Source organism: Microbacterium sp. JZ31 (genome assembly GCF_016805985.1).
In the GTDB taxonomy this organism is placed as follows: domain Bacteria; phylum Actinomycetota; class Actinomycetes; order Actinomycetales; family Microbacteriaceae; genus Microbacterium.
In genome coordinates this window covers 1,183,300-1,209,145 of record NZ_CP017661.1, presented here as the reverse complement: position 1 = coordinate 1,209,145, position 25,846 = coordinate 1,183,300, and the positions used below count along the sequence as shown (strand labels likewise).

At 70.6% G+C, this 25,846-nt stretch carries 20 protein-coding genes, 1 tRNA gene and 1 pseudogene; 12 read left to right on the top strand and 10 right to left on the bottom strand.

Translation table 11 applies throughout. The features are described 5' to 3' along the window. Position 1 precedes the first annotated feature (1 nt). Together BJP60_RS15505 and BJP60_RS15500 are read right to left on the bottom strand one after the other, a co-directional pair. Complete coding sequence (locus tag BJP60_RS15505) at positions 2–1,393, bottom strand: alpha-galactosidase (protein ID WP_336244366.1); 1,392 nt, start codon at positions 1,391–1,393, stop codon at positions 2–4. Between the two features lie 110 nt (positions 1,394–1,503). Continuing rightward, positions 1,504–2,184, bottom strand: a pseudogene (locus tag BJP60_RS15500) (glycoside hydrolase family 36 N-terminal domain-containing protein); the annotation flags it as partial. Positions 2,185–2,286: 102 nt separating this feature from the next. Between BJP60_RS15500 and BJP60_RS15225 the strand changes: the two are divergent. Together BJP60_RS15225 and BJP60_RS15220 are read left to right on the top strand one after the other, a co-directional pair. Further along, positions 2,287–4,725, top strand: coding sequence for a glycosyl hydrolase family 95 catalytic domain-containing protein (locus tag BJP60_RS15225; protein WP_238439587.1), 2,439 nt, complete (start codon positions 2,287–2,289; stop codon positions 4,723–4,725). Then, a complete protein-coding gene (locus BJP60_RS15220) occupies positions 4,722–5,675 on the top strand; it encodes an acetylxylan esterase (RefSeq protein WP_238439586.1) in 954 nt (317 codons plus the stop codon). The genes BJP60_RS15225 and BJP60_RS15220 overlap by 4 nt, the downstream gene beginning before the upstream one ends. Positions 5,676–5,796: 121 nt before the next feature. On the opposite strand, the gene BJP60_RS05700 is transcribed toward BJP60_RS15220, so the two are convergent. Genes BJP60_RS05700 through BJP60_RS05690 form a run of 3 tightly spaced genes read right to left on the bottom strand, consistent with a single transcriptional unit; the run spans position 5,797 to position 9,451 of the window. Further along, positions 5,797–7,428 (bottom strand): extracellular solute-binding protein, encoded by a 1,632-nt coding sequence (locus tag BJP60_RS05700; RefSeq protein ID WP_203138160.1) that lies wholly within the window; start codon positions 7,426–7,428, stop codon positions 5,797–5,799. 47 nt (positions 7,429–7,475) lie between these two features. Further along, positions 7,476–8,465 (bottom strand): carbohydrate ABC transporter permease, encoded by a 990-nt coding sequence (locus tag BJP60_RS05695; RefSeq protein WP_238439585.1) that lies wholly within the window; start codon positions 8,463–8,465, stop codon positions 7,476–7,478. Continuing rightward, positions 8,462–9,451: an ABC transporter permease gene (locus BJP60_RS05690; RefSeq protein WP_203138156.1), complete on the bottom strand. Its 990-nt coding sequence runs from the start codon at positions 9,449–9,451 to the stop codon at positions 8,462–8,464. The genes BJP60_RS05695 and BJP60_RS05690 overlap by 4 nt, the downstream gene beginning before the upstream one ends. A 333-nt stretch (positions 9,452–9,784) precedes the next feature. On the opposite strand from BJP60_RS05690, the gene BJP60_RS05685 reads away from it, so the two are divergent. Next, a complete protein-coding gene (locus tag BJP60_RS05685) occupies positions 9,785–10,993 on the top strand; it encodes an ROK family transcriptional regulator (protein WP_203138154.1) in 1,209 nt (402 codons plus the stop codon). Between the two features lie 18 nt (positions 10,994–11,011). Here the strand turns inward: BJP60_RS05685 and BJP60_RS05680 are convergent, their stop codons facing one another. Further along, entirely contained in the window at positions 11,012–11,974 is a 963-nt protein-coding gene (locus BJP60_RS05680) for a LacI family DNA-binding transcriptional regulator (protein WP_203138152.1), read from the bottom strand. A 147-nt stretch (positions 11,975–12,121) separates the two neighbouring features. On the opposite strand from BJP60_RS05680, the gene BJP60_RS05675 reads away from it, so the two are divergent. The 8 genes from BJP60_RS05675 (at position 12,122) to BJP60_RS05640 (ending at position 19,991) form a co-directional block, all read left to right on the top strand. After that, complete coding sequence (locus BJP60_RS05675; RefSeq protein ID WP_238439584.1) at positions 12,122–13,636, top strand: mannitol dehydrogenase family protein; 1,515 nt, start codon at positions 12,122–12,124, stop codon at positions 13,634–13,636. Beyond that, entirely contained in the window at positions 13,633–14,637 is a 1,005-nt protein-coding gene (locus tag BJP60_RS05670) for an L-idonate 5-dehydrogenase (RefSeq protein WP_203138151.1), read from the top strand. The genes BJP60_RS05675 and BJP60_RS05670 overlap by 4 nt, the downstream gene beginning before the upstream one ends. 60 nt (positions 14,638–14,697) lie before the next feature. Further along, complete coding sequence (locus BJP60_RS05665; RefSeq protein ID WP_203138150.1) at positions 14,698–16,089, top strand: MFS transporter; 1,392 nt, start codon at positions 14,698–14,700, stop codon at positions 16,087–16,089. Positions 16,090–16,159: 70 nt separating this feature from the next. Then, on the top strand, positions 16,160–17,386 hold the full coding sequence (gene manD / locus BJP60_RS05660) for a D-mannonate dehydratase ManD (RefSeq protein WP_203138149.1): 1,227 nt from the start codon (positions 16,160–16,162) through the stop codon (positions 17,384–17,386). Beyond that, entirely contained in the window at positions 17,376–18,029 is a 654-nt protein-coding gene (locus tag BJP60_RS05655; protein WP_203138148.1) for a bifunctional 4-hydroxy-2-oxoglutarate aldolase/2-dehydro-3-deoxy-phosphogluconate aldolase, read from the top strand. Before manD ends, BJP60_RS05655 begins: the two co-directional genes overlap by 11 nt. Then, positions 18,026–18,985 carry a sugar kinase gene (locus BJP60_RS05650; protein ID WP_257793737.1) on the top strand — a complete coding sequence of 320 codons (960 nt, stop codon included), beginning with the start codon at positions 18,026–18,028 and terminating at the stop codon, positions 18,983–18,985. The genes BJP60_RS05655 and BJP60_RS05650 overlap by 4 nt, the downstream gene beginning before the upstream one ends. A 37-nt stretch (positions 18,986–19,022) precedes the next feature. Continuing rightward, positions 19,023–19,490: a DUF3237 family protein gene (locus BJP60_RS05645; protein WP_203138147.1), complete on the top strand. Its 468-nt coding sequence runs from the start codon at positions 19,023–19,025 to the stop codon at positions 19,488–19,490. A gap of 237 nt (positions 19,491–19,727) precedes the next feature. Beyond that, on the top strand, positions 19,728–19,991 hold the full coding sequence (locus tag BJP60_RS05640; RefSeq protein WP_203138146.1) for a hypothetical protein: 264 nt from the start codon (positions 19,728–19,730) through the stop codon (positions 19,989–19,991). Positions 19,992–20,264: 273 nt separating this feature from the next. Here BJP60_RS05640 and BJP60_RS05635 read toward each other — a convergent pair whose 3' ends face one another. Next, positions 20,265–20,729, bottom strand: coding sequence for a DUF3817 domain-containing protein (locus tag BJP60_RS05635; protein ID WP_203138145.1), 465 nt, complete (start codon positions 20,727–20,729; stop codon positions 20,265–20,267). A 419-nt stretch (positions 20,730–21,148) separates the two neighbouring features. Between BJP60_RS05635 and BJP60_RS05630 the strand changes: the two genes are divergently transcribed. Further along, the gene (locus BJP60_RS05630; protein ID WP_238439583.1) at positions 21,149–21,730 is read left to right on the top strand and encodes a hypothetical protein; all 582 of its coding nucleotides are present in this window, start codon (positions 21,149–21,151) and stop codon (positions 21,728–21,730) included. Between the two features lie 14 nt (positions 21,731–21,744). On the opposite strand, the gene BJP60_RS05625 is transcribed toward BJP60_RS05630, so the two are convergent. From BJP60_RS05625 to BJP60_RS05615, 3 genes are all read right to left on the bottom strand, one after another. Then, positions 21,745–22,335, bottom strand: a complete 591-nt coding sequence (locus tag BJP60_RS05625; RefSeq protein ID WP_203138140.1) for a hypothetical protein — start codon at positions 22,333–22,335, stop codon at positions 21,745–21,747. Between the two features lie 251 nt (positions 22,336–22,586). Next, positions 22,587–22,660 (bottom strand) — tRNA-Met (locus tag BJP60_RS05620). A gap of 195 nt (positions 22,661–22,855) precedes the next feature. Further along, entirely contained in the window at positions 22,856–25,771 is a 2,916-nt protein-coding gene (locus tag BJP60_RS05615; protein WP_203138139.1) for a UPF0182 family membrane protein, read from the bottom strand. Positions 25,772–25,846: the final 75 nt, after the last annotated feature.

Here is a 25,846-nt window from a genome sequence, read left to right as displayed (position 1 = left end):
CTCAGTCCACGGCGGAGAGCTCCAGCACCATGCCGGACGCGGGCTGCAGCACCGGCAGGGTGAGGCCCGCGGCGGCGAGCACCGCACCGGGCACGCGGAAGCCCTCGGGGCCGCGCGCCTGCGCGATCCACGCCGGCTCGTCGCCGTGGATCGCCGCCGCGCCGAGGGCGTCGGGCACCCGGACGACGTACGCCCGATCGCGGTCGAGACCCGGGAAGGGGACGCGCGCGGCCTGCGGACCTCCGGAGGTCTCCAGCCGAACCCATGCGAACAGCGCAGCCGACCCGTCCTGCGCGACGGTGCCGTGCAGCAACGTCTGCGCGTCGGGCAGGTCGGCGTGCACGCGCACACCGCCGTGCAGCAGGTCGCGTCGCGACGTCACGTACTCCGCCCACGCCGCGAGGCGATCCAGCTCCTCCTCCGAGCATTCCGTGATGTCCCACTCGATCCCCGGCGCCGCGAAGGCCGTCGTCACGAGCCGGAAGGAGAGGTCGGTGGTCCGGTGCGTAGTGTGCGCCCGCGGCGCGCCGACGTGGGATCCGAGCAGCTCGGGCGGCACCAGCAGCTCGCTCCAGCGCTGGATACCCTGCCGCTCCACGGGGTCGTTGCAGTCGGACGTCCACACCCGCTCCGTGCGGTCGAGGACGCCCAGGTCGATCCGGCCGCCGCCCGAAGCGCAGCTCTCGATCTCAAGCGCCGGATGGCGGCGGTGCAGCTCGTCGAGCATCGCGTACAGGGCCAGCGTCTGACGCCGCACCCCCGGGCGGTCGCCGCCGGCGTCGCGGGCGACCGCCTCATGCAGCTCCCGGTTGTGGTCCCACTTGATGTAATCGATGTCGTAACGCTCGACGAGCTGGGAGATGGCATCGACGAGGTACGCGTACGCGTCGGGGTTCGCGATGTCGAGCACGTACTGGTTGCGGAAGCTGGCGCCGACCCCGTCGGACGGGGCGAGCAGCCACTCCGGCCGCTCGCGCGCGACGTGCGAGTCGAGATTGACCATCTCGGGCTCGAACCACAGGCCGAACTGCATCCCCGCCTCCCGCACGCGCGTGACGAACGGCTCGAGGCCCTCCGGCCACACCGTGGGATCGACCTGCCAGTCGCCGAGCCCCGCGCGGTCGCTGCGACGGCCGACGAACCAGCCGTCGTCGAGGACGATGCGCTCCACGCCGATCCGGGCGGCGCGGTCGACGAGCTCCCCGAGCCGGTCCATGTCGTGGTCGAAGTACACCGCCTCCCACGTGTTGAGCACCAAGGGCTGCGGCGAGCGGCGGCCGCGTCGCGTGCGCATCCGGCGATGGAAGCGATCCGCGAGGCCGTCGAGCCCCGCGTCCGACCACGCGAAGAGCACCGCCGGGGCGTCGTAGCTCTCGCCCGGCGCGAGGCGCACCTCGCCCGGGCGCAGCAGCTCACCGCCCCGAGCACGGCCGCCAGGGAGCCCGCGCCCTCGGGCAGGCGCTGAGCGATCCAGCGCTGGTCCCCGCTCCAGGCGACGTGTGCGGCCCAGACCTCGCCCGAGCGGTGCGCGAACGCCGGCGTGCCGGCGACGAGCAGATAGGGAGAATCGAGCCCCGGCTTGCCGCGTCGCACCTCGCGCATGTGCGCTCCGTCGACGAGAGGCAGGCGCTGAGGCGCGCGCTCGCGGCTCCAGCGCCCGCTGAAGTCCAGGATCTCGGTGGCGCGCGACGGGATCGGCATGAGCGCCGTCAGGTGGGACAGATCGTAGGGGTCGCCGCCCGTGGCCGTCGAGCGCGCGGACCACTGCACGCGCAGGATGCCCGTCGTCTCCAGTTCCAGTTCGAGGGTCAGCTCGAGGTCGCCGATCGGGTCGTGCAAGGTGCAGCGCACTGTCCCGCCCTCGGCGCCCTCCGCCTGAGCGATCTCGGCGCGCGTGAGCACCGGGCGCGGCGTCGTCGCCGCACCGCCGCGGTGCCCCTCCAGTCCAGGCAGGCCCGACCAGGTGTCGCGCTCCAAGGGCAGCACGGTCACGGCGCGCGACGTCTCCGGGGAGTTCGCCACCCGCGCGGTCGCTCCCGCGGCTCGCAGGGCGGCCACTCCCCCGGCGTCGAGCGGGCCCAGGTCTTGACCCCAGTGCAGGACGGCGGGCGTCTCGCCCGTCAGATCCAGCAGGAGCGACACCCCTGATGCTCGCAGCACCGCGTATCCCGCCTGAGCGGACATCGTGACCACCTCGCCTCGATTTTATTGACAGCAGAAACTTACTGATCCTACGCTGACGGAGCAAGGCGAGCACACCGCCGTGCCCTGAGAGAAGTGAGGACGATGGCTCCCTCGAACCGCTCCGACGGCCTCCGGCTGCGCTGGACCGCTCCCGCCGCGCACTGGACAGAGGCCGCGCCGATCGGCAATGGCGCGCTCGGCGGCATGGTGTTCGGGGACAGGACGGGACGCGTCGCCCTGAACGACTCCAGCGTCTGGTCGGGCACCCCGGACGGCCCCGCGCGTGCGCTGGAGTCGGTCATCGCGAAGGGCGCGGGCCCCGCACGCCTCGCGGAGGCGCGCGCCGCGGTGGCCGCGGGCGACGACGATACCGTCGAGCGCCTGCTGCGCACGTTCGAGGGGCCGTGGAGTCAGGAGTTCCTGCCGCTCGGCGACCTGGAGGTCGACCTCGGCGCCGTGGATGCGCAGGAGTACGAGCGCGTGCTCGACCTGGACCGGGCGGTCGCCGAGGAGTCGTTCACCCGCGACGGCGCGCGTATCCGCCGGCGCACCTGGGCCTCCGCGCCCGATGGCGTGCTCGTCGTGGACGTCGCGGCGGACGCTCCGCTCGCGGCGCGCATCCGGCTGCGCTCGCCGCTGCGCCTCCTCGATGCGGCGGCAGGCGCGACGGCGGCCGGGAGCGGCGCGATCGACGTGCTGGTGCAGGCCCCCGTCGACGGTGCGCCGAGCCATCACCCGAATGCCCCGGCGCACGTGTGGGCGAACGACGCGTCCGAGGGCTTCGATCCCGCGGCGGCGGTCGCGCTCGCCGTGCGGACGGACGGCGAGGTGACCGCTCGCGACGCCGACCTGCGCATCGCGGGCGCGCGGCGGATCACGGTGGTCCTCGCGACGGAGACGAGCGCGCGCCGGTGGTGGAACCGCCTCCCGGCGCTCGCGCGTCCAGAGCTCGCGGCCCTCGCGCGCGAGCGCGCCACCCGCGCCGCCGACGAGGGCCCGGACGTGCTGGCCGCGCGTCACGAACAGGATGCGACGCGGCTGCTCGGGCGCGCGCGCCTGCACCTCGGCGATGCGTCCCGCGGCGCGGTCGACGTCGCGGACCTGCTCGCCTCGGGCGACGACCGCCGCATGGCCGAAGTGCTGTTCGCCTTCGGGCGCTACGTGCTCGTCTCCTCCTCGCGTCCCGGCTCACCGCCGGCGAACCTGCAGGGCATCTGGAACGACTCGATGCGCCCACCGTGGTCGTCGAACTACACGATCAACATCAACACCGAGATGAACTACTGGCTCGCCGAGCGCACCGGGCTGGGCGAGCTGCACGAGCCGCTGCTCGATCTGATCGACCGCGTCGCCGAGTCGGGTGCGGCGGTGGCGCGCGCGCTGTACGGCGCTCGCGGCTGGGTCGCGCACCACAACACCGACCCATGGGGCTACGCGCTGCCGGTCGGCGCCGGCGAGGGCGCCACGTCCTGGGCGTTCTGGCCGATGGGCGGCCTGTGGCTCGCGGATCACCTCTGGCAGCGGTGGGAGTACGGACGCGACCGGGCGCAGCTGGCGGAGCGCATCCTGCCCCTCCTGCGCGGGGCGAGCGCCTTCGCGCTCGACTGGCTCGTGGAGGACGGCAGGGGCGATCTCGGCACCTCGCCCGCGACCTCGCCCGAGAACTCGTTCCGTCGCGCGGACGGATCCGTCGGATCCGTCTCCACGTCGACCGGCATGGACCTCACCCTCATCCGCGCGACGCTCGAGCGCACCCTCGCCGCGGGCACGGCGGCGGGCACGGAGGGCGATCCGCTGCTCGAGGAGATCCGTGCGGCGCTGCCCCGCATCCCGCTGCCGCGCGTCGTCCCGGCGGGCGGGACCGCCCCCGCGGGCCAGGTCGCGGAATGGGGCGCCGATGTCGTCGCGACGGACGCGCACCACCGCCACGTGTCCCACCTCGTCGGGCTGTATCCGCTCACGACCATCGACGTCGAGCGCACGCCCGAGCTCGCCGAGGCCGCGCGGGCGACCCTCGACGCGCGCGGCGGCGGCGCCATGGGCTGGTCGTGGGCGTGGAAGATCGCGCTGCGGGCACGGCTCGGCGACGGCGAGGCGGCTCGCGACCTCTTCCGCGAGGCCATCCGTCCGTACACGGACGATCCGGATGTCGACGGCCCCGTCGATGGATCGGCCTGGGGCGGCCTCCTGCCCAACCTGTTCTCCACGCATCCGCCGTTCCAGCTCGACGGCAACTTCGGCTTCACCGCCGCGATCGCCGAGATGCTCGTCGGATCCGGCCGGGGAACGGCCGACGATCCGATCCGCCTGCTTCCGGCCCTGCCGACCGCGTGGCCGAGCGGCGAGATCAGGGGCGTGCACACGCGGGGCGGCGTCGCGATCGACCTCGCCTGGCGGGACGGACGGCCGACGGCCGTGACCGCGCACGACGCGACCGGCGCAGCCCCGGCGCGCGTCACGGTGAGCAACTGCGGCGAGCGCCACGAGGTGACGGTGGGGGCGGGCGCCGTGACCCTCCCCGCGTCGGCGGCGACGCGGTGAGCGCGGATCCGCGCGAGCCGGCGCTGCGCGCCTACCGGTCGACGCAGACGCCGCCCGACGACTTCGCGGCCTTCTGGCGCGGCACGCTCGCGGAGGCCCGCCGAGCGACCCAGGAGCCCGTGGCGACGCCGGTGGACACACCGCTCGAGACGGTCGACGTGTTCGATCTCGCGTTCTCCGGCTACGGCGGCGACCGCGTGCACGCGTGGCTGCGGCTGCCGCGGCACCGGCACGGCCGACTGCCGGCCGTCGTGCACTTCACGGGATACGGCGCGGGCCGCGGGCAGGCGATCGACGACCTGACGTGGTCATCCGCGGGATACGCGCACATCGTGATGGACACGCGCGGTCAGGGCGACGGGAGCACGCCGGACCGCGCCTGGCGCGACGGGACGGGCTACCTCACACGCGGCCTCGAGAGCCCCGACGCGTACTACTACCGGCGCGTCTTCACCGATGCGGCGCTGGCCGTCGACGCGGTGCGGCAGCTCCCCGACGTCGACCCGGCCCGCGTCGGGCTGATCGGCAACAGCCAGGGCGGCGGCATCGCGCTGGCCGCGGCCTGGCTCGCCGACGACGTCGCGGCGGTGCTCGCACAGGCGCCGTTCCTGTCGGACGTGCCCGGCGCCCTCACGATGAGCGCCCGCTACCCGTACCAGGAGCTCTCGGATCTGTTCGCGCGCGACCGCGGACGCCGCGCGACGGCGCTCGCCACGCTGCGCTACTTCGACGTCGTGAACTTCGCGCGCGTAGCGCACACCCCGGCGTGGTTCTCCTGCGGCCTCGCCGACGACATCGCCCCGCCGGCGACGACGTTCGCGGCGTACAACGAGTACGCCGCCGCGAAGGAGATCGCCGTGTGGCCCTCGAACGGGCACGACGCCGGCGGCAGCGCCGATCGGCTCGGCGCCCTCGCCGTGCTGCGTCGTGTGCTGGGCGCCGTCAGCTGACTGCGCGCGGGATCGGCCCGCCGCGGTCGTTCATCCGGTCCACGCGAAAGGCCCGACGTCCGGGACGTCGGGCCTTTCGCGTGGTCCGCTGCGCGCTGGCATCCGGTGCGCAGCGGGCGGGTCACAGGGCGTCGTACCCTGCCTGCATGAGCTCCAGGTAGCGGGGCAGGCCGAGGCCCTCCAGATCGGAGCGGTACGCGTCCCATGCCCCGTCGTCCGCGATGTCGCGCTGGCCCGTGACGAACTCGGCCTGCGCCTGCGAGACGTAGGTGGCGATGTTCGTCTGCAGCTCCGCGACCTCGGCGGACGTCTCGGGGTCCGGCCAGAGCTTCTCGACCGGAAAGAGGACGTCCTCGCCCGGCGCGGCGGGCTCGTACAGCTGCGTTGCCTGCAGGAGGCGGCGCTCGTACCCGTCCGTCGAGTAGATGTCCTCAGGGAAGACCTGGGCGTTGCGGTACTCCAGCGAGTCCCAGTACTGGCCCATCGAGCGCCACGACGCGTTCGACCCCTCGTCGTACGTGAGCGGCTTGAACGTCGGCTCCAGCTCGGGGTCGAGCGCCACGTCGCCGGACTCGGCGGGCACCCACGCCTCGCCCTCGGGGCCCATGGCGCCGAGGCGGTTGCCCTCGTCGGTGACGAGGTAGTCGATCAGCTCGATCGCCTTGATGCGCTCCTCCTCGCTGGACTTGTTCGTCAGCGCGAACATGCCCACCGGGTTCACGGGCGACATCCACGTCGCCAGGCGCGTCCCGTCGGGTCCCGCGATCGGGGCGACCGCGTCGTACGCGGTGTCGCGGCCGTCCTCCGCCGGCGCGGTCGTGATCTCGTAGGGGTGCAGCACAGCCGCCGAGCCGAGGATCACGTCGCCCGCGTTGTCGCCGAGCGCGCGCAGCGCGTCGCCGTTCTGCGTGAAGGCGGCGGTGTCGAGCAAACCCTCCTCCGCGAGCGAGCGCATGAACGCGAGCCCCTCGCGCCACTTGTCGGACTGGGCCGCCAGTGCGACCTGGCCGTCCTCGAGCACGAGCGGCGCCGGGCGGTTGCCGCCCGAGATCGGCGCGTAGGTGAAGGCGTTCATGAAGTAGTCGATGACCGACTCGTTGTTGTGCCCGCTGAGCGGGATCTCGTCGGCCTTGCCGTTGCCGTTCGGATCGTCGTTCTTGAACGCGCGCAGCACGGCGACGAGCTCATCCGTGGTGGTCGGCTGCTCGAGTCCGAGGTTGTCGAGCCAGTCGGAGTTCATCCACAGCTTGCGCTGGAAGCTGCAGTGGAAGCACTCGCTCCACTGCGTGATGGCGTAGATGTGACCGTCGGGGGCGGTCATCGACTGCCGCCACTCCGGCTTCTCCTCGAAGCGCGCCATGAGGTTCGGCGCGTGCTCCTCGATCAGGGTCTCGAGCGGCAGCAGCACGCCCTGCTTGCCGTACTTCAGCACCTCGTTGCGGGTGAAGCCGTCGACCCACGGCACGAGGAAGTAGGCGTCCGGGTAGTCACCGCTCGCGAGCGAGATCTGCCGCGCCTCGTTCGCGACGGCTCCGTCGTAGGTGGTGGTCTGCCAGGAGAAGTCGATGTCGAACTTCTCCTCCATGGCCTTCGAGAACACGTTGTCCTCGAGCGTGCCGTTGGTGCCCTGGGGCGCGAACACGGTGAACGTGCCGTCGTCCGCCGGCGCGCCGGGCGCGCACGCCGACATCGTCAGGGTGGTGGCCGCGATCGCGGAGGCCGCGATCGCGATCCGGAGAACACTGCGCTTCATTGCTGGGTCTCTCTCTCGGTGGTGGGGTGGGAATGAGCGGATCCGGATCAGCCCTTGACGGCGCCGATCATCATCCCCTTGGTGAAGTGCTTGGCGATGAACGGGTAGACGATCATCATCGGGACGGTCGCGATCACGACCGTCGAGTAGCGCAGCAGATCGCGGATCTCCCGCCGCTCGAGCTGCGTGGCGAGATCGGCGGCGCTGCCCTGGTCGTTCAGGATGAGCAGGCCGCGCAGCACGAGCTGCAGCGGCTGCAGATCGGCGTCGCGCAGGTACAGCAGCGCATCGAAGTACGAGTTCCACTGGCCGATGGCGTACATCAGCGCGATCACCGCGATGAGCGGCTTCGCCAGCGGCAGCACGATCTTCCACAGGATGCGCAGCTCGCTCGCGCCGTCCAGCTGCGCGGCCTCGTGTAGCTCCTCCGGCACCGAGGAGCGGAAGAACACCATCGCGATGATGACCTGCCACACGCCGATCGCGTTGGGTACCAGCATCGCCCATCGGGTGTCGAGCATGCCGAGGGACTGGACGACGAGGTACATCGGGATCACGCCGCCCGAGAACAACATGGTGAACACCACGCCGCCCGTGAGCACCTTGCGTCCGAACAAGTGGGTGCGAGACAGCGGGTAGGCGATGGCGATCGTCCCGGCCACGCTGATCGAGGTGCCGACGATCGTGTAGAACAGGGAGTTCGCGAAGCCGCGGACGATGCCGGGGTTTTCGAGCGCCAGTTCATAGCCGCGCAGCGTGAAGTCGACGGGCCAGAACAGCACGCGCCCGGAGGCGACGGCCGAGGGGCTGGAGAACGAGCTCGCGACGATGTTGAGCAGCGGCAACAACACCACGAGCAGGAACACCGTCAGCAGGATGTACGCGCACACGACGAAGATGCGATCCGCCCGCGTCTCCTTGACCTTGACCCCGCGCGAGCTCGGGCGCCGCCATGGCCACCGCCCGCGACGGCCCCGCGCCTCGCTCGTGACGATCAGCTCGGTGGCGTTCATCCGCCGCTCGTCGAGTGCGCTCACCACAGCCCGCTCCCCGTCACTCGCTTGGCCACCGCGTTCACCACGAGCAGCAGCACCAGATTGACCACGGCGTTGAACAGCCCGACCGCGGCGCCGAAGCTGAAGTTCGCGTTGAGGATGCCCGTCTTGTAGACGTACGTGGCGATGATCTCCGCGGTGGAGAGGTTCAGCTGGTTCTGCAGCAGGAACGCCTTCTCGAAGCCGATCGCCATGATGTTGCCGACACCGAGGATGAGGATGATCATCGCGGTCGGCATGATCGACGGGATGTCGACGTTGCGGATCTTCTGCAGCCGTGAGGCGCCGTCGATCTTCGCCGCCTCATAGAGCGACACATCGACCGATGCGAGCGCGGCGAGATAGATCACGGCGGAGTAGCCGGTCGTGGTCCAAAGGTCGGTCGCGACGTAGATGTGCCGGAAGAAGTCCGCGTCGCCGAGCAGGTCGACCTGCCCCATCCCGAAGGCGCTGAACGTCCTGCCGAGGATGCCCGCGCGGGGCGCGAGGACCAGGATCGTCATCGAGACGATCACGACGGTCGAGATGAAGTACGGCGCATACGTGACCATCTGCACGGTGCGCTTGAAGAACCGCAGCCGCACCTCGTTGAGCAGCAGCGCGAGGATGATGGGCAGCGGGAAGCTCGCCAGCAGCGTGTATCCCGCCAGCAGGAACGTGTTGCCGATGAGCCGCGGGAAGACCGGGTTCGAGAACAGGTTCTCGAAGTGCGTGAACCCGACCCACGGGCTGCCCCAGACGCCCAGCACCGGGCTGTAGTCCTTGAACGCGATGACGGCGTTCGCCATGGGGACGTAGCGGAAGACGATGAACCACACGACGGGCACCGCTAGCAGCAGGTACAGCTGCCAGTGCCGGCGCATGCTGCGCCACGCCTTGCCCCGCTTCGTGCGGACCGGGCGCGGCTGGGCCGACGCCGCAGGTCTGCGGGACACCCGGACGGCGGGCGCCTCCTCGACAGTTGTCATCTTCGCCTCCTCGCGAATTAATTGACGGCGTAACATTAACCCATCGGCGCGCAGTACGCCACCGTCCTCCGACCCTCCCACCGAGAGCCGTACGCCACCGCGAAGGAGCACATGCGACCACCCCCCACTCCGCACCCGCACCGCGGACCGGGCCGTTCCGCGCGCCCGCCCTCGCCGGCCCACGCGGAGCTCGTCCGACCTCGTCACCCGCGACGCTCGCTCCCATCGCGGCGGCCCGCTTCGCGAGATGCCCCGCCTCTTCCCGCCCGTCAGTACCATCGGACCAGCGCGATCGTCCTGCGTGACCGCTGCCGACCCCCATCAAGGAGTCTCATGAGCGCTGCGTCACCGGTTCTGACGCCCGACGACAAGCGGGGCATGCTCCCCGAGCTGCGGACAGCGACGTCCGCGGAGATCTTCACGCGGATCATCACGCATGGTCCGATCAGTCGAATTGAGATCGGACGCATCACGGGCCTGTCTCCCGCGAAGGTCACCAAGACCGTGAGCCCGCTGATCCGCGACGGCTTCGTGAATGTCGGCGAGCACGCCGAGCACTCGGCGCCGGGCCGGCCGGTCTACCCGCTCAGCGTCGTCCCGCACTCGATGCTCGCGCTCGGCGTGAAGGTCAACGCGGACGAGGTCGTGGCGACGACGGTCAGCCTCGGCAACGAGGTGCTCGCCTCCACGCGGCGCCCGCTCGCCGAGCACGATCCATCCACCGTCACCGCGGCGATCGCGGAGTGCGCCCGCGAGCTCATCGACGAGCTGGGAGACGCGGCGGATCGGCTCGCCGGCCTGGGCGTGTCGGTCTCGGGCGACATCGACACCGACACCGGCGTCGTCCGGCACTCACCGCTGATGGGCTGGTCGCAGGTGCCGCTCGGCGCGCAGGTCGGGACGCACATCGACCTGCCGGTGGTCATCGAGAACGACGTGCGCGCGCTCGCCAAGGCCGAGCAGTGGTTCGGCGTCGGCGCCGAGGCCGCCAGCTTCGCGATCGTCACGATCGGCGCGGGCATCGGCTGCGGCATCTACGTCAACGGCGACGTGGTCGTCGGCTCGCACGGCGTCGCCGGAGAGATCGGTCATCTCCCCCTCGCGTCACCGGACGCCCTGTGCGTCTGCGGGCGACGGGGCTGCGTGGAGGCCGTGGCATCGTCGAGCGCCATCCGGGACGCCGTCCGCGCCGCGCACGGCGACGCGGACCTCAGCCTGGAGGACGCGATCCGCCTCGCGCACGAGGGCGACGCGGGCGCCGTGGAGGCGTTCGATCGCGCGGGCACCGCCATCGGCGCGGCTCTGGCTGCGACCGTGAATCTCGTCGGCCCCGAGGTCGTCGTGCTCGCGGGCGAGGGCGTCACGGCGTACGACCTCTACGAGCGGCGCATCCGCGAGGAGTTCGCGGCACACGCCTTCGGCGCGGCCGCCCACTGCCGGCTCGTCCTGCAGCACCACACGTTCATCGACTGGGCACGCGGCGCGGCAATCGCTGCATTCCGCTCAGCGATCGCGACCGCCGCGGGCAGCTCTGCCGCCTAGCCACCATACGCGGATCACTCAGGCGGCCGGAGCCGCCGTCGAGGCGCGCACGATCAGCTGCGAGCCGAGCGAGACGACGTCGTCGATCGCGGTGCCGGACATCGCCTGCAGCAGGAGGTCGACCGCGAGCGCGCCGCTGCGCTCGATCGGCATGCGCACGGTCGTGAGCGCGGGAGTGACCGCGCCCGCGAGGTCGATGTCGTCGATGCCCACGATGCTGATGTCCGTGGGACAGCGTCTTCCGAGCTCGAGCAGCCCCGCCTCGAGACCGAGGGCCACGAGATCGTTGTAGGCGACGACGGCGGTCGCCCCGCTCGCCAGGGCCGGTGCCGCGGCGGCGCGGCCGCCCTGGATCGAGGCGGCATGGTGGCTCAGTCCAGTGAGGCGGATGCCGTGGCGCTCGCAGGCGCGTGCGACGGTGTCCGCCCGGCGCACGTCGGCCCAGGAGCCCCTGGGCCCCGCCGCGTAGGCGATGTGGGTGTGGCCGAGGGCCGCGAGGTGCTCGATCGCCTGCGCGGGGCCGTGCTCGGTGTCCATCAGGACGCACGGGGCGCCGTCGATCTGCCTGTTGACGATGACGCACGGGGTGCCGCCGACGAGCCCGAGGACCTCCGCGTCGGGGAGACGAGGCGAGCACAGCAGCATCCCGTCCAGCTTGCGGGCCTGCTCGATCTGCTCGCGCTCGCGTCGGAGGTCCTCGTCCGCGTCGAACAGCACGATGCGGTGCCGCCCGTGCCACGCCTGCCCCTGGATCGCCTTGAGCAGCGTGGCGTAGACCGGATTGGAGACGTCGGGCACGACGACTCCGAACGTGCGCGTTGCGGAGGCCGACTGCGGCGTCTGATACCCGAGCTCGTCGGCGGCCTCCAGCACACGGCCGAGCGTGTGCGGCGCGAGGCGATCCGGCTCTCCGAACGCGCGCGATGCGGTCGCGATGGACACTCCCGCACGCCGTGCCACATCCGTCAGCGTCGCCGCCATCCCCACCTCCCGGTTTCGCACAATCCTATGGTCCGTCGCCTCACTGCAAAAGGATTGACAAGTTTGTACAACTAATACACACTGTCTTTCACGACGATCATCGCCGATCACCCGCGTGGTGCGAGGCCAGAGCGAAGGAGCCACCGCGTGAGCATCGGAGCACCGGTCCTGCGCCGCAGCACCCCGGCGACAGCGGCGCCGCTGGTCACCCCCACCGGCGCGGGCATCCTGCACCTCGGGCTCGGGAGCTTCCACCGCGCGCACCAGGCGGTCTACACAGCGGCGGCCCTCGCGGCCGACGGCGGCGATTGGGGCATCGTCGGCGTCGCCTCGCGCTCCCGCTCCATCGTCGAGGCCCTGCACGCGCAGGACTTCCTGTACTCGGTGGCGACCATCGCTCCCGGCAGCACGTCGCTCGCCATCCCCGGCGTGCACACCGACGCGTTCGTGGGCGCCGACCAGCCGGAGCGCGTCATCGCGCAGATCGCCGACCCGGCCATCCGCATCGTGACCCTCACGGTCACGGAGAACGGGTACAGCTACTCCCCCGCGACGCAGCGCCTCGACCTGGACGACGCCACGGTGCGCGCGGACCTTCACGGCGGCCCCGCACGTTCGACGGTCGGCCAGCTCGCCCGCGGCCTCCAGGCGCGCGCGGCAGCGGGAGGCACTCCGATCGCCGTGCTCAGCTGCGACAACCTCGCCTCCAACGGCGCGCACACCGAGAAGCTCGTGCGCGAGTTCCTGCACGAACTCCCCGGCTCGGAGGGCGCGGAGGCGCTCGCCTTCCTCGATCGGTCCGTCTCGTTCCCCTCGAGCATGGTCGACCGGATCGTGCCCGCGACGACGACCGAGCTGCGCTCCCGAGTGAGCGCGCTGCTCGAGGCGCGCGACGACGTCCCCGTTCCGGCCGAGCCGTTCACGATGTGGGCGATCGAGGACCGCTTCGCCGGAGGGCGTCCGGCGTGGGAGGCCGGCGGCGCGGTCTTCACGGACGAGGTCGGCCGCTACGAGCAGATGAAGGTGCGCCTGCTGAACGGCACCCACTCCCTGATCGCCTACCTCGGCGCGCTGCGCGGCGTCGGCACGATCCCCGACGCGATCGGGCTGGACGCCATCGAGAACGCCGCGCGCGCAGTCCTGCGCGATGAGTACGAGCCCTCGATCGAGGTCCCGTCCGGTGTCGACATCCGCGCGTACGAGAGCGAGCTCTTCGAGCGGTGGGCGAACAGCGCTCTCGGGCACCGCACGAGCCAGGTCGGCACGGACGGCTCGGTCAAGCTCCGCCAGCGCATCCCCGAGCCGGCGCTCCTCGCCCTCGGCAAGGGCGCCATGCCGCACCTCATCGCCCTGACCGTGGCCGGCTACCTGTCGTGCCTCGCTCCGCTGCCGGGGTTCGACCCCGGCGCGCACGCCGCGGCGATGACCGACGGGGCCCGTGAGCGCCTCGCGGGACTCGCCGCCACCGCCCGCGACGGGCGAGAGCTCGCCCGGCGCGTGATCGGCGAGCTGCACCTGTTCGGCGACGAGCTGGGAGCGCAGGATGCGTTCATCGCGCGCGTCGGCGAGCTGATCGACACGATCCGTCGGCACGGCGTCGACGCCGCGATCACCGACGCCGTCTCGGCGTCCTCGACCATCACGAAGGAGCTCCAGTCATGAAGGCTCTCGCCATCCACGGCAAGGAGGACATCCGCTGGGAGGACCGCGAGATCCCGGCTCCCGGCGAGGGAGAGGTCCGCCTGCGCGTGAACTACGTCGGCATCTGCGGCTCCGACCTGCACTACTACTTCCATGGCGCGAACGGCGAGTACACGATCCGAGAGCCCCTGACCCCCGGTCACGAGCTCTCGGGCGTCGTCGACCTCGATCCGTCCGGTCGACTGGCTGCCGGCACGCCCGTCACCGTCCACCCCGCGCGCTACGGCCGCGAGGTGCCGGGCCTTGAGGACCGTCCGCACCTGCGCGCCGGCGGCGACTACCTCGGCAGCGCCGCGGCGCACCCGCACCGTCAGGGCGGGGCGTCCGAGCTGCTGATCGTGGAGGACCACATGGTGCGCGTGCTCCCCGAGACGCTGCCGCTCGAGCGCGCCGCGCTCGCCGAGCCGCTCGCCGTGGCGATCCACGCCGTGAGCCTCGCGGGCGACATCCGCGGCGCGCGCGTGCTCGTGATCGGCGCCGGCCCCATCGGCCTTCTCGTGGTCGCGGCCGCCGTCGCCGCGGGCGCCGCCGTCGTGGGCGCGAGCGACGTGCGACCGGAGCCCCTGGAGCGTGCGCGGTCCCTCGGGGCCGGCGAGCTCGCGCTCGTCGGCCGCGACGCGATCGAGGACGAGTCGTACGACGTCGTGTTCGAATGCTCCGGCGTCGGCGTCGCGCTCACCCAGGCGGTCCGCGCGACCCGCCGGGCCGGAACGATCGTGCAGGTCGGCATGCTCCCGAACGCCGACATCGGCGTGAACCTCGCGCCCGTGCTCGCGAAGGAGCTGACGATCCGCGGCGCCTTCCGCTTCTCCACCGAGATCGACGACGCGGTCGCCCTGCTGGCCGCGTCCAATGCTCTCGACCCCGTCATCTCCCACGTGGTCCCGGCATCCGATGCCGTCCAGGCGTTCGAGCTCGCGCGCGACTCGTCCGCTTCGGCGAAGGTCCTGCTGGCCCTCTGACGACTGCCCTCACGACGGCAGAAACCCGACACACACGCTGGTCCGAAGGAGTACCTCCCCATGTCACACCCGCAGACGACCGCCACGGCGGCCGACCCCACCGCGAAGAGGTCCGTACGCGACCTCGTCCGCGCCGCTGTGTCCGGCTGGCTCGGCACCGCCCTCGAGTTCATGGACTACCAGCTGTACTCGCTGGCCGCCGCGCTCGTCTTCGCCGACCTGTTCTTCTCCTCGGAGAACCCGGCCGTGGCCGTGGTCGCCGCGATGGCCACCTACGGCGTCGGCTACGTCGCGCGCCCGGTCGGCGCGTTCTTCTTCGCCCGCCTCGGTGACCGGACCGGTCGCACGAAGGTGCTGTTCTACACGATCCTGCTCATGGGCCTGGCGACGACGCTCATCGGCGTGCTGCCCACGTACTCGCAGGTCGGGATCCTCGCGCCGATCCTCCTCGTGCTGCTCCGCATCGCGCAGGGCTTCGGCGCGGGCGCCGAGATCTCGGGTGCGGGCGTCATGCTCGCCGAGTACGCGCCCGCCAAGCGCCGCGGCATCGTCGCGTCGCTCGTCGCTCTGGGCACGAACTGCGGCACGCTCCTCGCCTCCGGTGTGTGGGCGATCCTGCTCGTGGCGTTCAGCGAGGAGGAGGTCATCGCCTGGGCGTGGCGCATCCCCTTCATCGCCAGCGCGATCATCATGCTCTTCGCCATCTGGGTGCGCTTCAACCTCAAGGAGACGCCGGTCTTCGAGGAGCGCGAGGACGTCGTCGACGGCAAGGCCCTCTCGAAGGCCGAGACCATCCAGCTCGCCACCGAGACGGGCGACATCCGCACGCTCGAGGCGATGCAGCGCAAGCCCATCAAGGCGTTCGTCATCGCGCTGCTGCTGCGCTTCGGCCAGGCGGGCAACTCCGGCATGATCCAGACGTACCTGATCAGCTACATCACCGTCGTGCTGCTGCTGGACCGCTCCATCGGCGTCAACGCCGTGATCGTGTCGTCTCTCGTCGCCTTCATCACCGTGCCGCTGTCGGGCTGGCTCGGCGACCGCTTCGGCCGCAAGCGCATGTACATGGTGTGGGCGGTCGTCGCCCTCATCGTGATCGTGCCGACGATGCTGATGATCAGCAGCAAGGACACCGCGCAGGTCTTCATCGGCTACGTCGTGCTGCACAACCTCGCGGTCATGAGCTTCGCCTCGCTCGAGAACCTGACGCTGCCCGAGATCTTCGGCGCCCGCAACCGCTACACGTACACGGCCATGGCCCGCGAGATCGCCGCCATCGTCGCGACCGGAGCGGGCCCGGTGATCGCCGCCGCGTGGGTCTCCGCCGCCACCGGGTCGTTCATCCCGATCGTCGTGATGCTCGTGTTCTTCACGCTGTGCGCGCTCGTCGCCTCGATCTGGATGCCCGAGGTCGCCGGCCGCGACCTCACCGATCCGCGCGACGCGATCTGACCCACCCGTCATCACGACCCGGGGTGCGGGCGCGATTCGCGCCCGCACCCCACATCCTCAGGAGAACGCCATGACCATCGAGCTCGTCGACGTCAACGTCACCAGCCCCGGACGCAACTTCGTCACGCTCAAGATCACGACCTCCGACGGCCTCGTGGGCTGGGGCGACGCCACCCTCAACGGTCGCGAGCTCGCCGTGGCCTCCTATCTCGCCGACCACGTCGCCTCGACGCTGATCGGCCGGGACGAGGACCGCATCGAGGACACGTGGCAGTACCTCTACCGCGGACCGTACTGGCGCCGCGGACCCGTCACGATGGCCGCGATCGCCGCGGTCGACATGGCGCTGTGGGACATCAAGGCCAAGAAGGCCGGCATGCCGCTGTACCAGCTGCTCGGCGGCGCGAGCCGCGAGGGCGTGCGCGTCTACGCCCACGCGTCGGGCACGGACTACGCCGCGCTGAAGAACGCCATCACGGGCTACAAGGAGCTCGGCTTCACGGCCGTGCGCGTGCAGACCGGCGTGCCCGGACTGGGCCAGATCTACGGCGTCTCCGCATCCGGCCCCGGCGTGCGCTACGACTACGAGCCCGCCAAGCGCTCCGGCGACCGCCCGAGCGAGGAGCACTGGGACACGCGCAACTACCTGACCCACATGCCCGGCGTCTTCGCGCAGATCCGCGAGGACTTCGGCAGCGACCTGCGCGTCCTCCACGACGGCCACCACCGCATGTCCCCGATCGAGGCCGCGCGCTTCGCGAAGGACATCGAGCCCTACGACCTGTTCTGGCTCGAGGACTGCACGCCGGGTGAGGATCAGACGGCGCTGCGTCTGGTGCGCCAGCACTCGACGACGCCGCTGGCGATCGGCGAGGTGTTCAACTCGGTGTTCGACTACCAGACGCTCATCACCGAGCGCCTCATCGACTACGTGCGCTCGGCCGTCACCCACACCGGCGGCATCACGGCCATGAAGAAGCTGCTCGACTTCGCCGCGATCTACGGCATCAAGTCCGGCATCCACGGGCCCACGGACATCTCGCCGGTCGGCATGGCCGCCGCCCTGCACCTGGACCTCGCGATCCACAACTTCGGCATCCAGGAGTACATGCCGCACAACGAGCAGACGCTCGAGGTGTTCCGGACGTCGTTCACGTTCGACAAGGGCTTCGTGCACCCGGGCGACCAGCCCGGTCTCGGTGTCGAACTCGACGAAGAGGCCGCTGCGGCGCATGAGTACACCAAGGCGTACCTGCCGGTGAACCGCCTGCTCGACGGGACCGTGCATGACTGGTGAGACGCGTCGCGTCGCGCTGCCGCAGCGCACGGTCGACTCGCGCCTGATCGTCGTGGCGCGCGCCCGGCGTGCCGAGGACTACGACAGCGTGCTGGACGTCCTCATCGCCGCCGGCGTCCGCAGCGTTGAGCTCACGCTCACGACGCCCGGCACATTCGAGCACCTTCCCGGGCTGATCACCCGCTTCGGCGACGCGCTCGACCTCGGGGTGGGCACCGTCACGAACGCCGACGACCTGGCCCGTGCGGTCGATGCCGGGGCGGGGTACCTCGTCACTCCGATCACGTCGACAGCGCTCGTCGCGCAGGCGACATCCGCCGGCGTGCCGATCGTCCCCGGAGGCCTGACAACGACCGAGCTGTTCGCCTCGTGGTCTGCGGGCGCGGCGGCCGTCAAGGTGTTCCCCGCCGGCCAGGTCGGTCCCTCGTATCTGAAGGATCTCCGGGGCCCGTTCCCCGACCTCGTCGCCGTGCCGTCGGGCGGTGTCGACCTCGCGGGGGCCGAGGCGTGGCTCCGGGCGGGCGCGGTCGCGGTGAGCGTCGGAGGTCCGCTGCTCGGCGACGCCTTCGCGGGCGGCGACCTGGGAGCCCTGCGGGAGCGGGCCGCCGCGTTCGTCGACGTCTGCACGAGGAGATCCCTGTGAACGCATCCGCTCCGCCCGTCGTCACGCTGGGCGAGACCATGGCGCTCATGCGCACGACCGAGATCGGATCGCTGCGGCACACGAGCGCGCTCGCTCTCGGCATCGGCGGCGCCGAGAGCAACGTCGCGATCGGGCTGGCGCGCCTCGGCGTGCGCACCTCCTGGCTCGGGAGGGTCGGCGACGATTCCCTCGGCGAGCGCGTCGTGCGTGAGATCAGCGGCGACCGCGTCGACGTGCGTGCGATCGTCGACACCGAGGCGCCGACCGGCCTGATGGTCAAGGAGCGTCTATCGGCATCCGCCACCGCTGTGCACTACTACCGGGCGGGCTCCGCCGGGTCACGCCTGCGTCCGGAGGACCTCCCGGACGCGTGGGTCGAGGGAGCATCGCTGCTGCACGTCACCGGCATCACTCCCCTGCTGTCGGAGACGGCGCGCGCCGCGGTGCACGCCGCGGTGGATCGCGCACGCGCGGCGGGGATCGTCGTGACCTTCGACATCAACTACCGGTCCCGCCTCGCCGCCGCGGAGGTCGCGGGTCCGGTGCTCCGCGAGCTCGCGGAGCGCGCCGACATCGTCTTCGGCGGCGACGAGGAGTTCGCCCTGCTGTATCCCGGCGCCTCCATCGCCGACGCCGCGACCATGCTGCGGGATGCCGGGTGCGCCACGACCGTGCTCAAGCAGGGGCCCGCCGGCGCCACCGTCTTCACCGGCGGCACGACCGTGGCGGGCGCGGGATTCCAGATCGACCCCGTCGACACCGTCGGCGCCGGCGACGCCTTCGTCGCCGGTTACCTCAGCGCGCTGCTCGCGGGCCTCGAGATCGAGGCCGTGCTGCACCGGGCGAACGCGTGCGGAGCGATGGCGTGCCTCGTACCCGGCGACTGGGAGGCGGCTCCGACGCTGCGCGACCTCGAGCGGTTCCTGCACAGCGACGGCGACCCCGTCCGGCGATAAGGCGCGGGGCCACCGTCGCGCCCGATAGCGTGTTCCGATGGCTGCACAGAGCGAACCCCCGGTCCCGATGCTCGAGCGATCGTTCGAGGTCGTCGCCGAGCTGGGGCCCCTCGAGGACCACGGGATGACGCGCGCCGGGCATCGGCGGATCATCCCCGTGACCGGCGGCACCATAACCGGCGACTTCACGGGCGTCATCCTCGACGGCGGCGCGGACTGGCAGACCGTGCGCTCAGACGGCTCGATCGAGATCGACGGCCGCTACAGCGCGCGAAGCGACGACGGCTCACTCATGTACATCCGGGCGCAAGGTGTGCGCAGCGGCGATCCCGCCGTGCTCGAGGCGCTGCTGCGCGGCGAAGAGGTGGATCCCGCCGCGTACTACTTCCGCGCCGCTCTCACCCTCGAATCCGCGGACCACCCCGAGTTCGAGCGCTCCCTCTACGTGGCGTCGTACGTTCGCGAGGCGAACCGCGTCCGGTACGTGGCGTATCGCGTGACGTGAGGCCGACCCGCTGTCCGCGTTCTCCGCGGGCACGTGCGTCTGCGGCCGAGTCCCGGCTCGGGACGGACTGAAGGGGCGAGCGGGGCCGTGCGCTCACGCTGGCGTTCTTCCCGCCCAGCCCGCGTCGTGCCCCGACTTGACCCTATCCGCGCGCGTATGGCGGCACTCTGAGGCAAGTGCGCATGCGGTCCGCGACGCCGACAGGCAGGTGGGTGCGCTCTGCGGGACACTGACCGAGTGGAATCGCTCATCCAGCAGCGCATCGCGGTCGAGCGCGAGCGGATCAGCGCGCTCGTGTTGCTCGCTTCCGCCGTCCCGCTCCTCCTGCTCGGGTGCGTCCTTCTCGCCTTCGATCCCGGGCGCTGGTACTCCTGGCTGACCACCGCGGGGTGGGTCGTGCTCTGCCTGATCGCGGCGGCGCGCTACATCCGCGCCCGACGCAGGATCCGGGCATTCGAAGCCGCTCACGGGAAGGACGCCGGACGACAACGACCCGTGTAAGCCGACGACAGGCTTCACGCCTGACGCCTCGAGCATGTCGAAGGAGAGCCGCTGCGTCTCCGCATCCCTCGCCTTCGTCCTGCCCCGCATCGCGACTTGCCTCAATCTGACCCTGTAGACGCGAGTATTGCGGCACTTTGAGGCAAGTGCGCTCGATCGGGGACCCGACAGCGACGCATTGCGTTCGAGCGCGCGCGATCAGCGCGCTCGTGTTGTCACCGAGGTGATCCTTGACGGAAAGGACTGCTGTTCGTCGTACGTCCGCGGCCCGCGTCAGCTTCTTCCGCCCGGCGGGCCGATGATCAGAAGAACGACGAAGGCGAGCGCGACCGCAAGGACGAGCAGAATTCCCAGCAGCCGCGGTCGGCGGAGGACGGCACGCAGCAGCCGGTCCAGCGGCCGACGGTCACGCGGGTCCGCCGTCTCTTCGAGGCGCCAGGGTCCCGCAAGCCGTCCCGTACGGTGCAGCCACTGTTCCGTCGGGACGCTGGCGTAGGGGATGACGGCGCTGACGATCGCGACCACGGTTGGCCAGAGCCGCCAGCGCTGGTTCATCGCCACGAGGATCGCGGTCGCGCCGTACGCGAGGAAGACGAACCCGTGGATGCCGCCGCCGATGGTCACCGCCACGCGCAGGTCGGCGGTGGCTCGCAGGATGAGCCCGCCGATCAGCAGGGTCCAGGAGAACGCTTCGGCCATCGCGAGCGTGCGGAACAGGGTCAGGGGTGTGCGGAACACATCTCTCCTTGCTCGGGGCCTCTCACGATACGGACCGGCACCTTTCGGCAAGCTCCACGCGAACCAGAGCGGACCTGGGCACCTCTCGCCCGGGGGATCTCCTCTCGCTCGGGGGATCTCCTCTCGCTCGATGTGCGGAGGCGCGGGGGCGATACGCTGATGCGCCTGGACACCGCGAGTGCCCGGAGCAGCAGTCCCGCATCCCGGAGCTAGAGCGGAGTCCCTCCTGGCAACGGGCGCCGAACCGTACGTAGACACCGAGTCACCTCGGTTTCGCCCGCCCTCGCCCCTCAGGCACTGATCCGGCCGTAGACGCTCCCGCAGTGACGCGGAGCAGAAGAATGCCTGGATGATCACGTATACGTGTAGGTTTCGGCCCGTCGCCGTGCGGCGTCCAGCCCGCCGCTACGCTCAGCCGCATGCGACGCAGCCCCCTGGTCTTGACAGCCCTGATGACCGTTCCACTCCTGGCGGCTCTGACAGGGTGCGCGACCGACGCGTCGGGCACGGCTGCTCCGTCGACGAGCCCTACTGTGACCGAGTCACCTGACGTCTCGACGCCTACACCGACACCGACGGCCACCGCGGAACCGACGCCGGTCCCGACAGAGGCGCCGACGCCCACGTGCGAGAACATCCTGACGGCGGAGCGGCTGGAGTGGCTGGTCACGCAGCCGCTTGAGGCGACCGAGCGCGAGGTGTGGATCTCCGAGGGATCCCCGAAGCTGCCTGGCAGCATCCTCTGCCTGTGGGCTCCTCCCGGGGCGGCCACTGATGCCGTGTGGTCATACGGATGGGCGCCGTTGGAGGCGGGGCAGCGGGAGCTGATCGAGGCGGAGCTGGAACCTGCCGTGCCTAACGGCGCCTCGTTCGAGCGCACGGACGCTGTCACCTACTACTTCTGGGATGCCGTCAGCCCTACCGCGTATGAGATCACCGACGAGGCTCTCTGGATCGCGCCGTTCATCGAAGATCTCGAGTCGGTGACCTGGGGCAGGTAACGCAGCTCGGTGCGTCAGCCCATGCCGGGGCCGCCCCACGAGGTTCCGGGTGGTGGCGTATCGCAGACCGTTTGGTCCGAGAAGGCGTAGATCTCCGCACTGATCGCGACTCCGCCGTCTGCGCCCGCGACCTTGTAGACGACGCCCTCGAGGGACGTCTGCTCTGGCACGTTGCTGAGCATGCGGCTGTCGATCTGCGGATCGTCGTTGGGCGTGAAAGCGGTGGGGACGACCAGGTCAGCGGATGGGTGCTCGATCATCCAGTTCCACGTCTCGGTGAACTCGGCTCCGGGGACGAACCAGAGGCCGCTCTGCCGGTGCACCGGCCGACAGGGCGGCGCATACCGCCCTGGGTCGAAGGAGGCACCCTCCGGTGTGGCCTCGACGGGTACCGCGCCCGGCGGCAGGACGAGCTGTTCCAGCCACAAGTCAGCCTTGGTGGGCGCCTCGGGCTGAGCGGTCTCTGTCGCCGCGCGTGAGGGCGAAGATGACGCCGCTGCCGAAGACGGTGGAACCTCGCCGGGCCCCGCCACGAGAGGGCTTGCGCACCCTGAGAGCAGCACGACGATGAGCGACGAGACGAGGAGGGGCCGCACGGTCCGCATGGCCCGATCGTATGGTGTCGATGCTTCGGCCGACAGCGCGGGATTTCTCATATCCCGCCGCGATCGGCACAGGGTTCCGGACAGTGCGCCGTGGGAGGCGACATTGACGACCTCAGCGGGCGTCCGCTCCTCAGGACACGGATGAACGTTACGCAGCTTCTCGCAGAACCCGACTGAGGCCTAGAACGGAGGTCGCTCTCGCCCGGGACAAAGCAGAAGGCCCGGTCCTTGCGGACCGGGCCTTCGTTTTGTTGCGGGGACAGGATTTGAACCTGCGACCTCTGGGTTATGAGCCCAGCGAGCTACCGAGCTGCTCCACCCCGCGGCACAAGAGAAAACTCTAGCACGGGGTTTACGAGCACGCCAATCGGGAGGACATCCGTGCTTCCCGGGCGCGTCGCCGCGCGTTCATCGCCGCGTCCCACGGCGACGAGAACGAGCACGAGCACGATCACGATCACGGGCACACGAACGAGGCGAGGACGATCCGGATGGATCGCCCTCGCCTGAGAGCGTGTGACTACGGCTGCAGCTCCAGCAGGCGCTGCACGGCCTCCGTGAGTCGCGCGTCCGCCTCGGCGTACGCCACCTGGTCGTCGGCCTCGAGCGCGGCCTGCTTGGCCTCGAGGGCCTCCTGCACGTCCGCGAGCGCCTGCTCGTAGGTGTCGCCCTCGGCCGGCGGGGTCTCGCCCTCGGTCGGAGGCGTCTCCCCCTCGGCCGGAGGCGTCTCGCCCTCGGCCGGCGGGGTCTCCGGGTCGGTCGGCGTCACGCCCTCATCACCCGTCTGCGCACCCGAGTCGCCGCCGAACAGCGAATCCAGCGCCTCGGCGAGCGTGTCCTCGAACGCGAGCTGGTCGCCGAACGCCACGAGCACCTTGCGCAGCAGCGGGTACTGCGTGCCACCCGTCGACTGCACGAACACGGGCTGCACGTACAGCAGGCCGCCGCCGACGGGAAGGGTCAGCAGGTTGCCGAGCCGCACGTTCGAGTTTCCGATCTGCAGCACGTTCATCTGCGACGCGATGTTCGCGTCGGAGTCGAACGCGTTCTGCACCTGACCGGGGCCGGGCACGGTCGTGTCCGCGGAGATCTCCAGCAGCCGCAGCTTGCCGTAGTCCTCGCGCTTGACTCCCGTCTCGTTGCCGGCGTCCGAATCCACCGACAGGTAGCCGGTCAGCACGTTGCGCTGGCCGCCCTCGGGGATGAACGTCGTGAACATCGAGAACGTCGGCTCCTCCTGCCCCGGCATGCGCATCGACAGGTAGTACGGCGGCTGCAGCACCTGGTCGTTGGCCGGGTCGGCCGGCGCCGTCCACGCGTTGTCACGCTGGTAGAACTGCCCCGCGGTGTCGACGTGGTACGTGCCGAGCATCGCCCGCTGCACCTTGAACAGGTCGGTCGGGTAGCGCACGTGGCTCATGAGCTCGCCGCTCATCTCGCTGATCGGCTCGACGGTCGACGGGTAGACCTTCTGCCACGTCTGCAGCACCGGGTCGTTCTCATCCCACGCGTACAGCTTCACGCTGCCGTCGTAGGCGTCGACCGTGGCCTTGACCGAGTTGCGGATGTAGTTGATGTCGTCGATCCGCAGGTTCGGAGCGGGGTTCGTGGAGTCGCTGATCGCGCTCGACAGGCTGACGCCCGACGAATACGGGTACGACGAGCTCGTCGTGTACGCGTCGACGATCCACACGATCCGGCCGTCCACCACGCTCGGGTAGGGGTCGCTGTCGATCGTGAGGTACGGAGCGACCTTCTGCACGCGCAGCGACGGATCGCGGTCGTAGAGGATCTGCGACTCCGCGTTCACGTTGTCGGAGAAGAGGATCTGCTCCGACTGGAACTTCATGGCGTACAGCAGCTTGTGGAAGAAGTTGCCCACGCTCGGCCCGCCCTCGCCCTCGAAGGTCGTGCGGGTCTCGTTCGCCCCCTCCTCGCCGCGCGGGTAGTCGAGCTCCATGTCCTCGGCACCCTCGGGCGCGCCGACGATCGAGTACTCGGGCGAGTTCTCGCCGAAGTACACGCGCGGCTCGTAGTCGAGCTCCGACAGGAAGCCCGACGACGGGATGCTGCCCTCGATGAAGACCGGCTCGCCCTCGTTCGTGCGCTCGTTGCCCTTCGCCGCGACCATGCCGTAGCCGTGCGTGTAGACCATCGTGGTGTTCTGCCAGGTCTGCGCGCTGCCGTCGAGCTCGTCGAGGTTCAGCTCGCGCACCGCCACGACGGTGTCCTGCGTCTCGCCGTCGATCTCGTACCGGTCGACGTCGAGGCGCTCGTTGAAGCCGTAGTACGGGCGGTACTGCTGAAGCTGGCGCACGGTGGGGCTGACGATGCCCGGGTCGATCAGACGCAGCGACGCGGTGGTGTCGGCGTCGTTGCGCAGCTGTCCGGCCTCGACCTCGGTCTCCGCACTGAACTCGGTCTTCTCGATCCCGTCGAGTCCGTACGCGGCACGCGTGCTGTCGACGTTGCGCTGGAAGTAGTCCATCTCCAGCTCGCGCTCGTTCGGGCGCACCTGGAACGTCTGCACGGCCCAGGGGTAGCCGATCCCGACCACGAGAGACGTCACGATCAGCAGCGCGGTCGCGATCAGCGGGTACCGCCACTTGCCGATGAAGGCCGTGACGAAGAACAGGATCGCCACGAGCGCGGCGACGACGGACAGGATCGTCTGCCCGGGGATGATCGCGTTCACGCCGGTGTACGCGGGTCCCGTGATCCGCCCGTCGACCTCGACGAGCGTCAGGTAGCGGTCGAGCCACAGACTCCCCGCCTGGATCAGCAGGTACACGCCGGCGAGCACCGCGAGCTGGATGCGCGCGGGTTTAGAGATGCGCAGCTCGCCCTGTCCGACGCGCACCGAGCCGTACAGGTACGACACCAGCGCCGTCAGCAGCAGGCTGATCAGCACCACGGCCGAGGCGAAGCCCGCGACCGCCGAATAGAAGGGCATCGCGAACATGTAGAAGCCGGCGTCGAGCCCGTGCTCGGGGTCGGACTGGCCGGTGGCGACGCCGTTGAACCACAGCCACGTGGTCTCCCACTGGGCCGAGGCGGCGAATCCGGCGAAGAAGCCGAAGAACACCGGGATGCCCCACATCGCGAGGCGACGCAGCGGCTCGACGACCTCCTGGTAGCGGTCGAGCTGCGAGCTCAGTCGCGCGTAGACGGGGCGCAGCCGGTACGCGAGGAAGATCGCGAGCCACACGGGGCCCGCCATCGCGATGAACCCGATGAGGAACATCACGATCCGCGCGAGCCACTGCGTGGTCAGCACGCTCTCGAAGCCGAGCTGATCGAACCAGAGGTACTCGGCGTAGAGGTTCGAGAACGCGAAGAACGCGACGACGAGGGCCGCGATCACCGAGAGGGAGATCGTGACGATACGTCGGAATGGGGACGGCGCGGCCGCCTTCGGCGCAGGGGTCGTGGTCACCCTTGGAAGCCTACTAAGAGCTCCTTATGGGTCTGCCCTGAGCGGCTCATGTTCGCCCACGGGGGAACGCGCGCG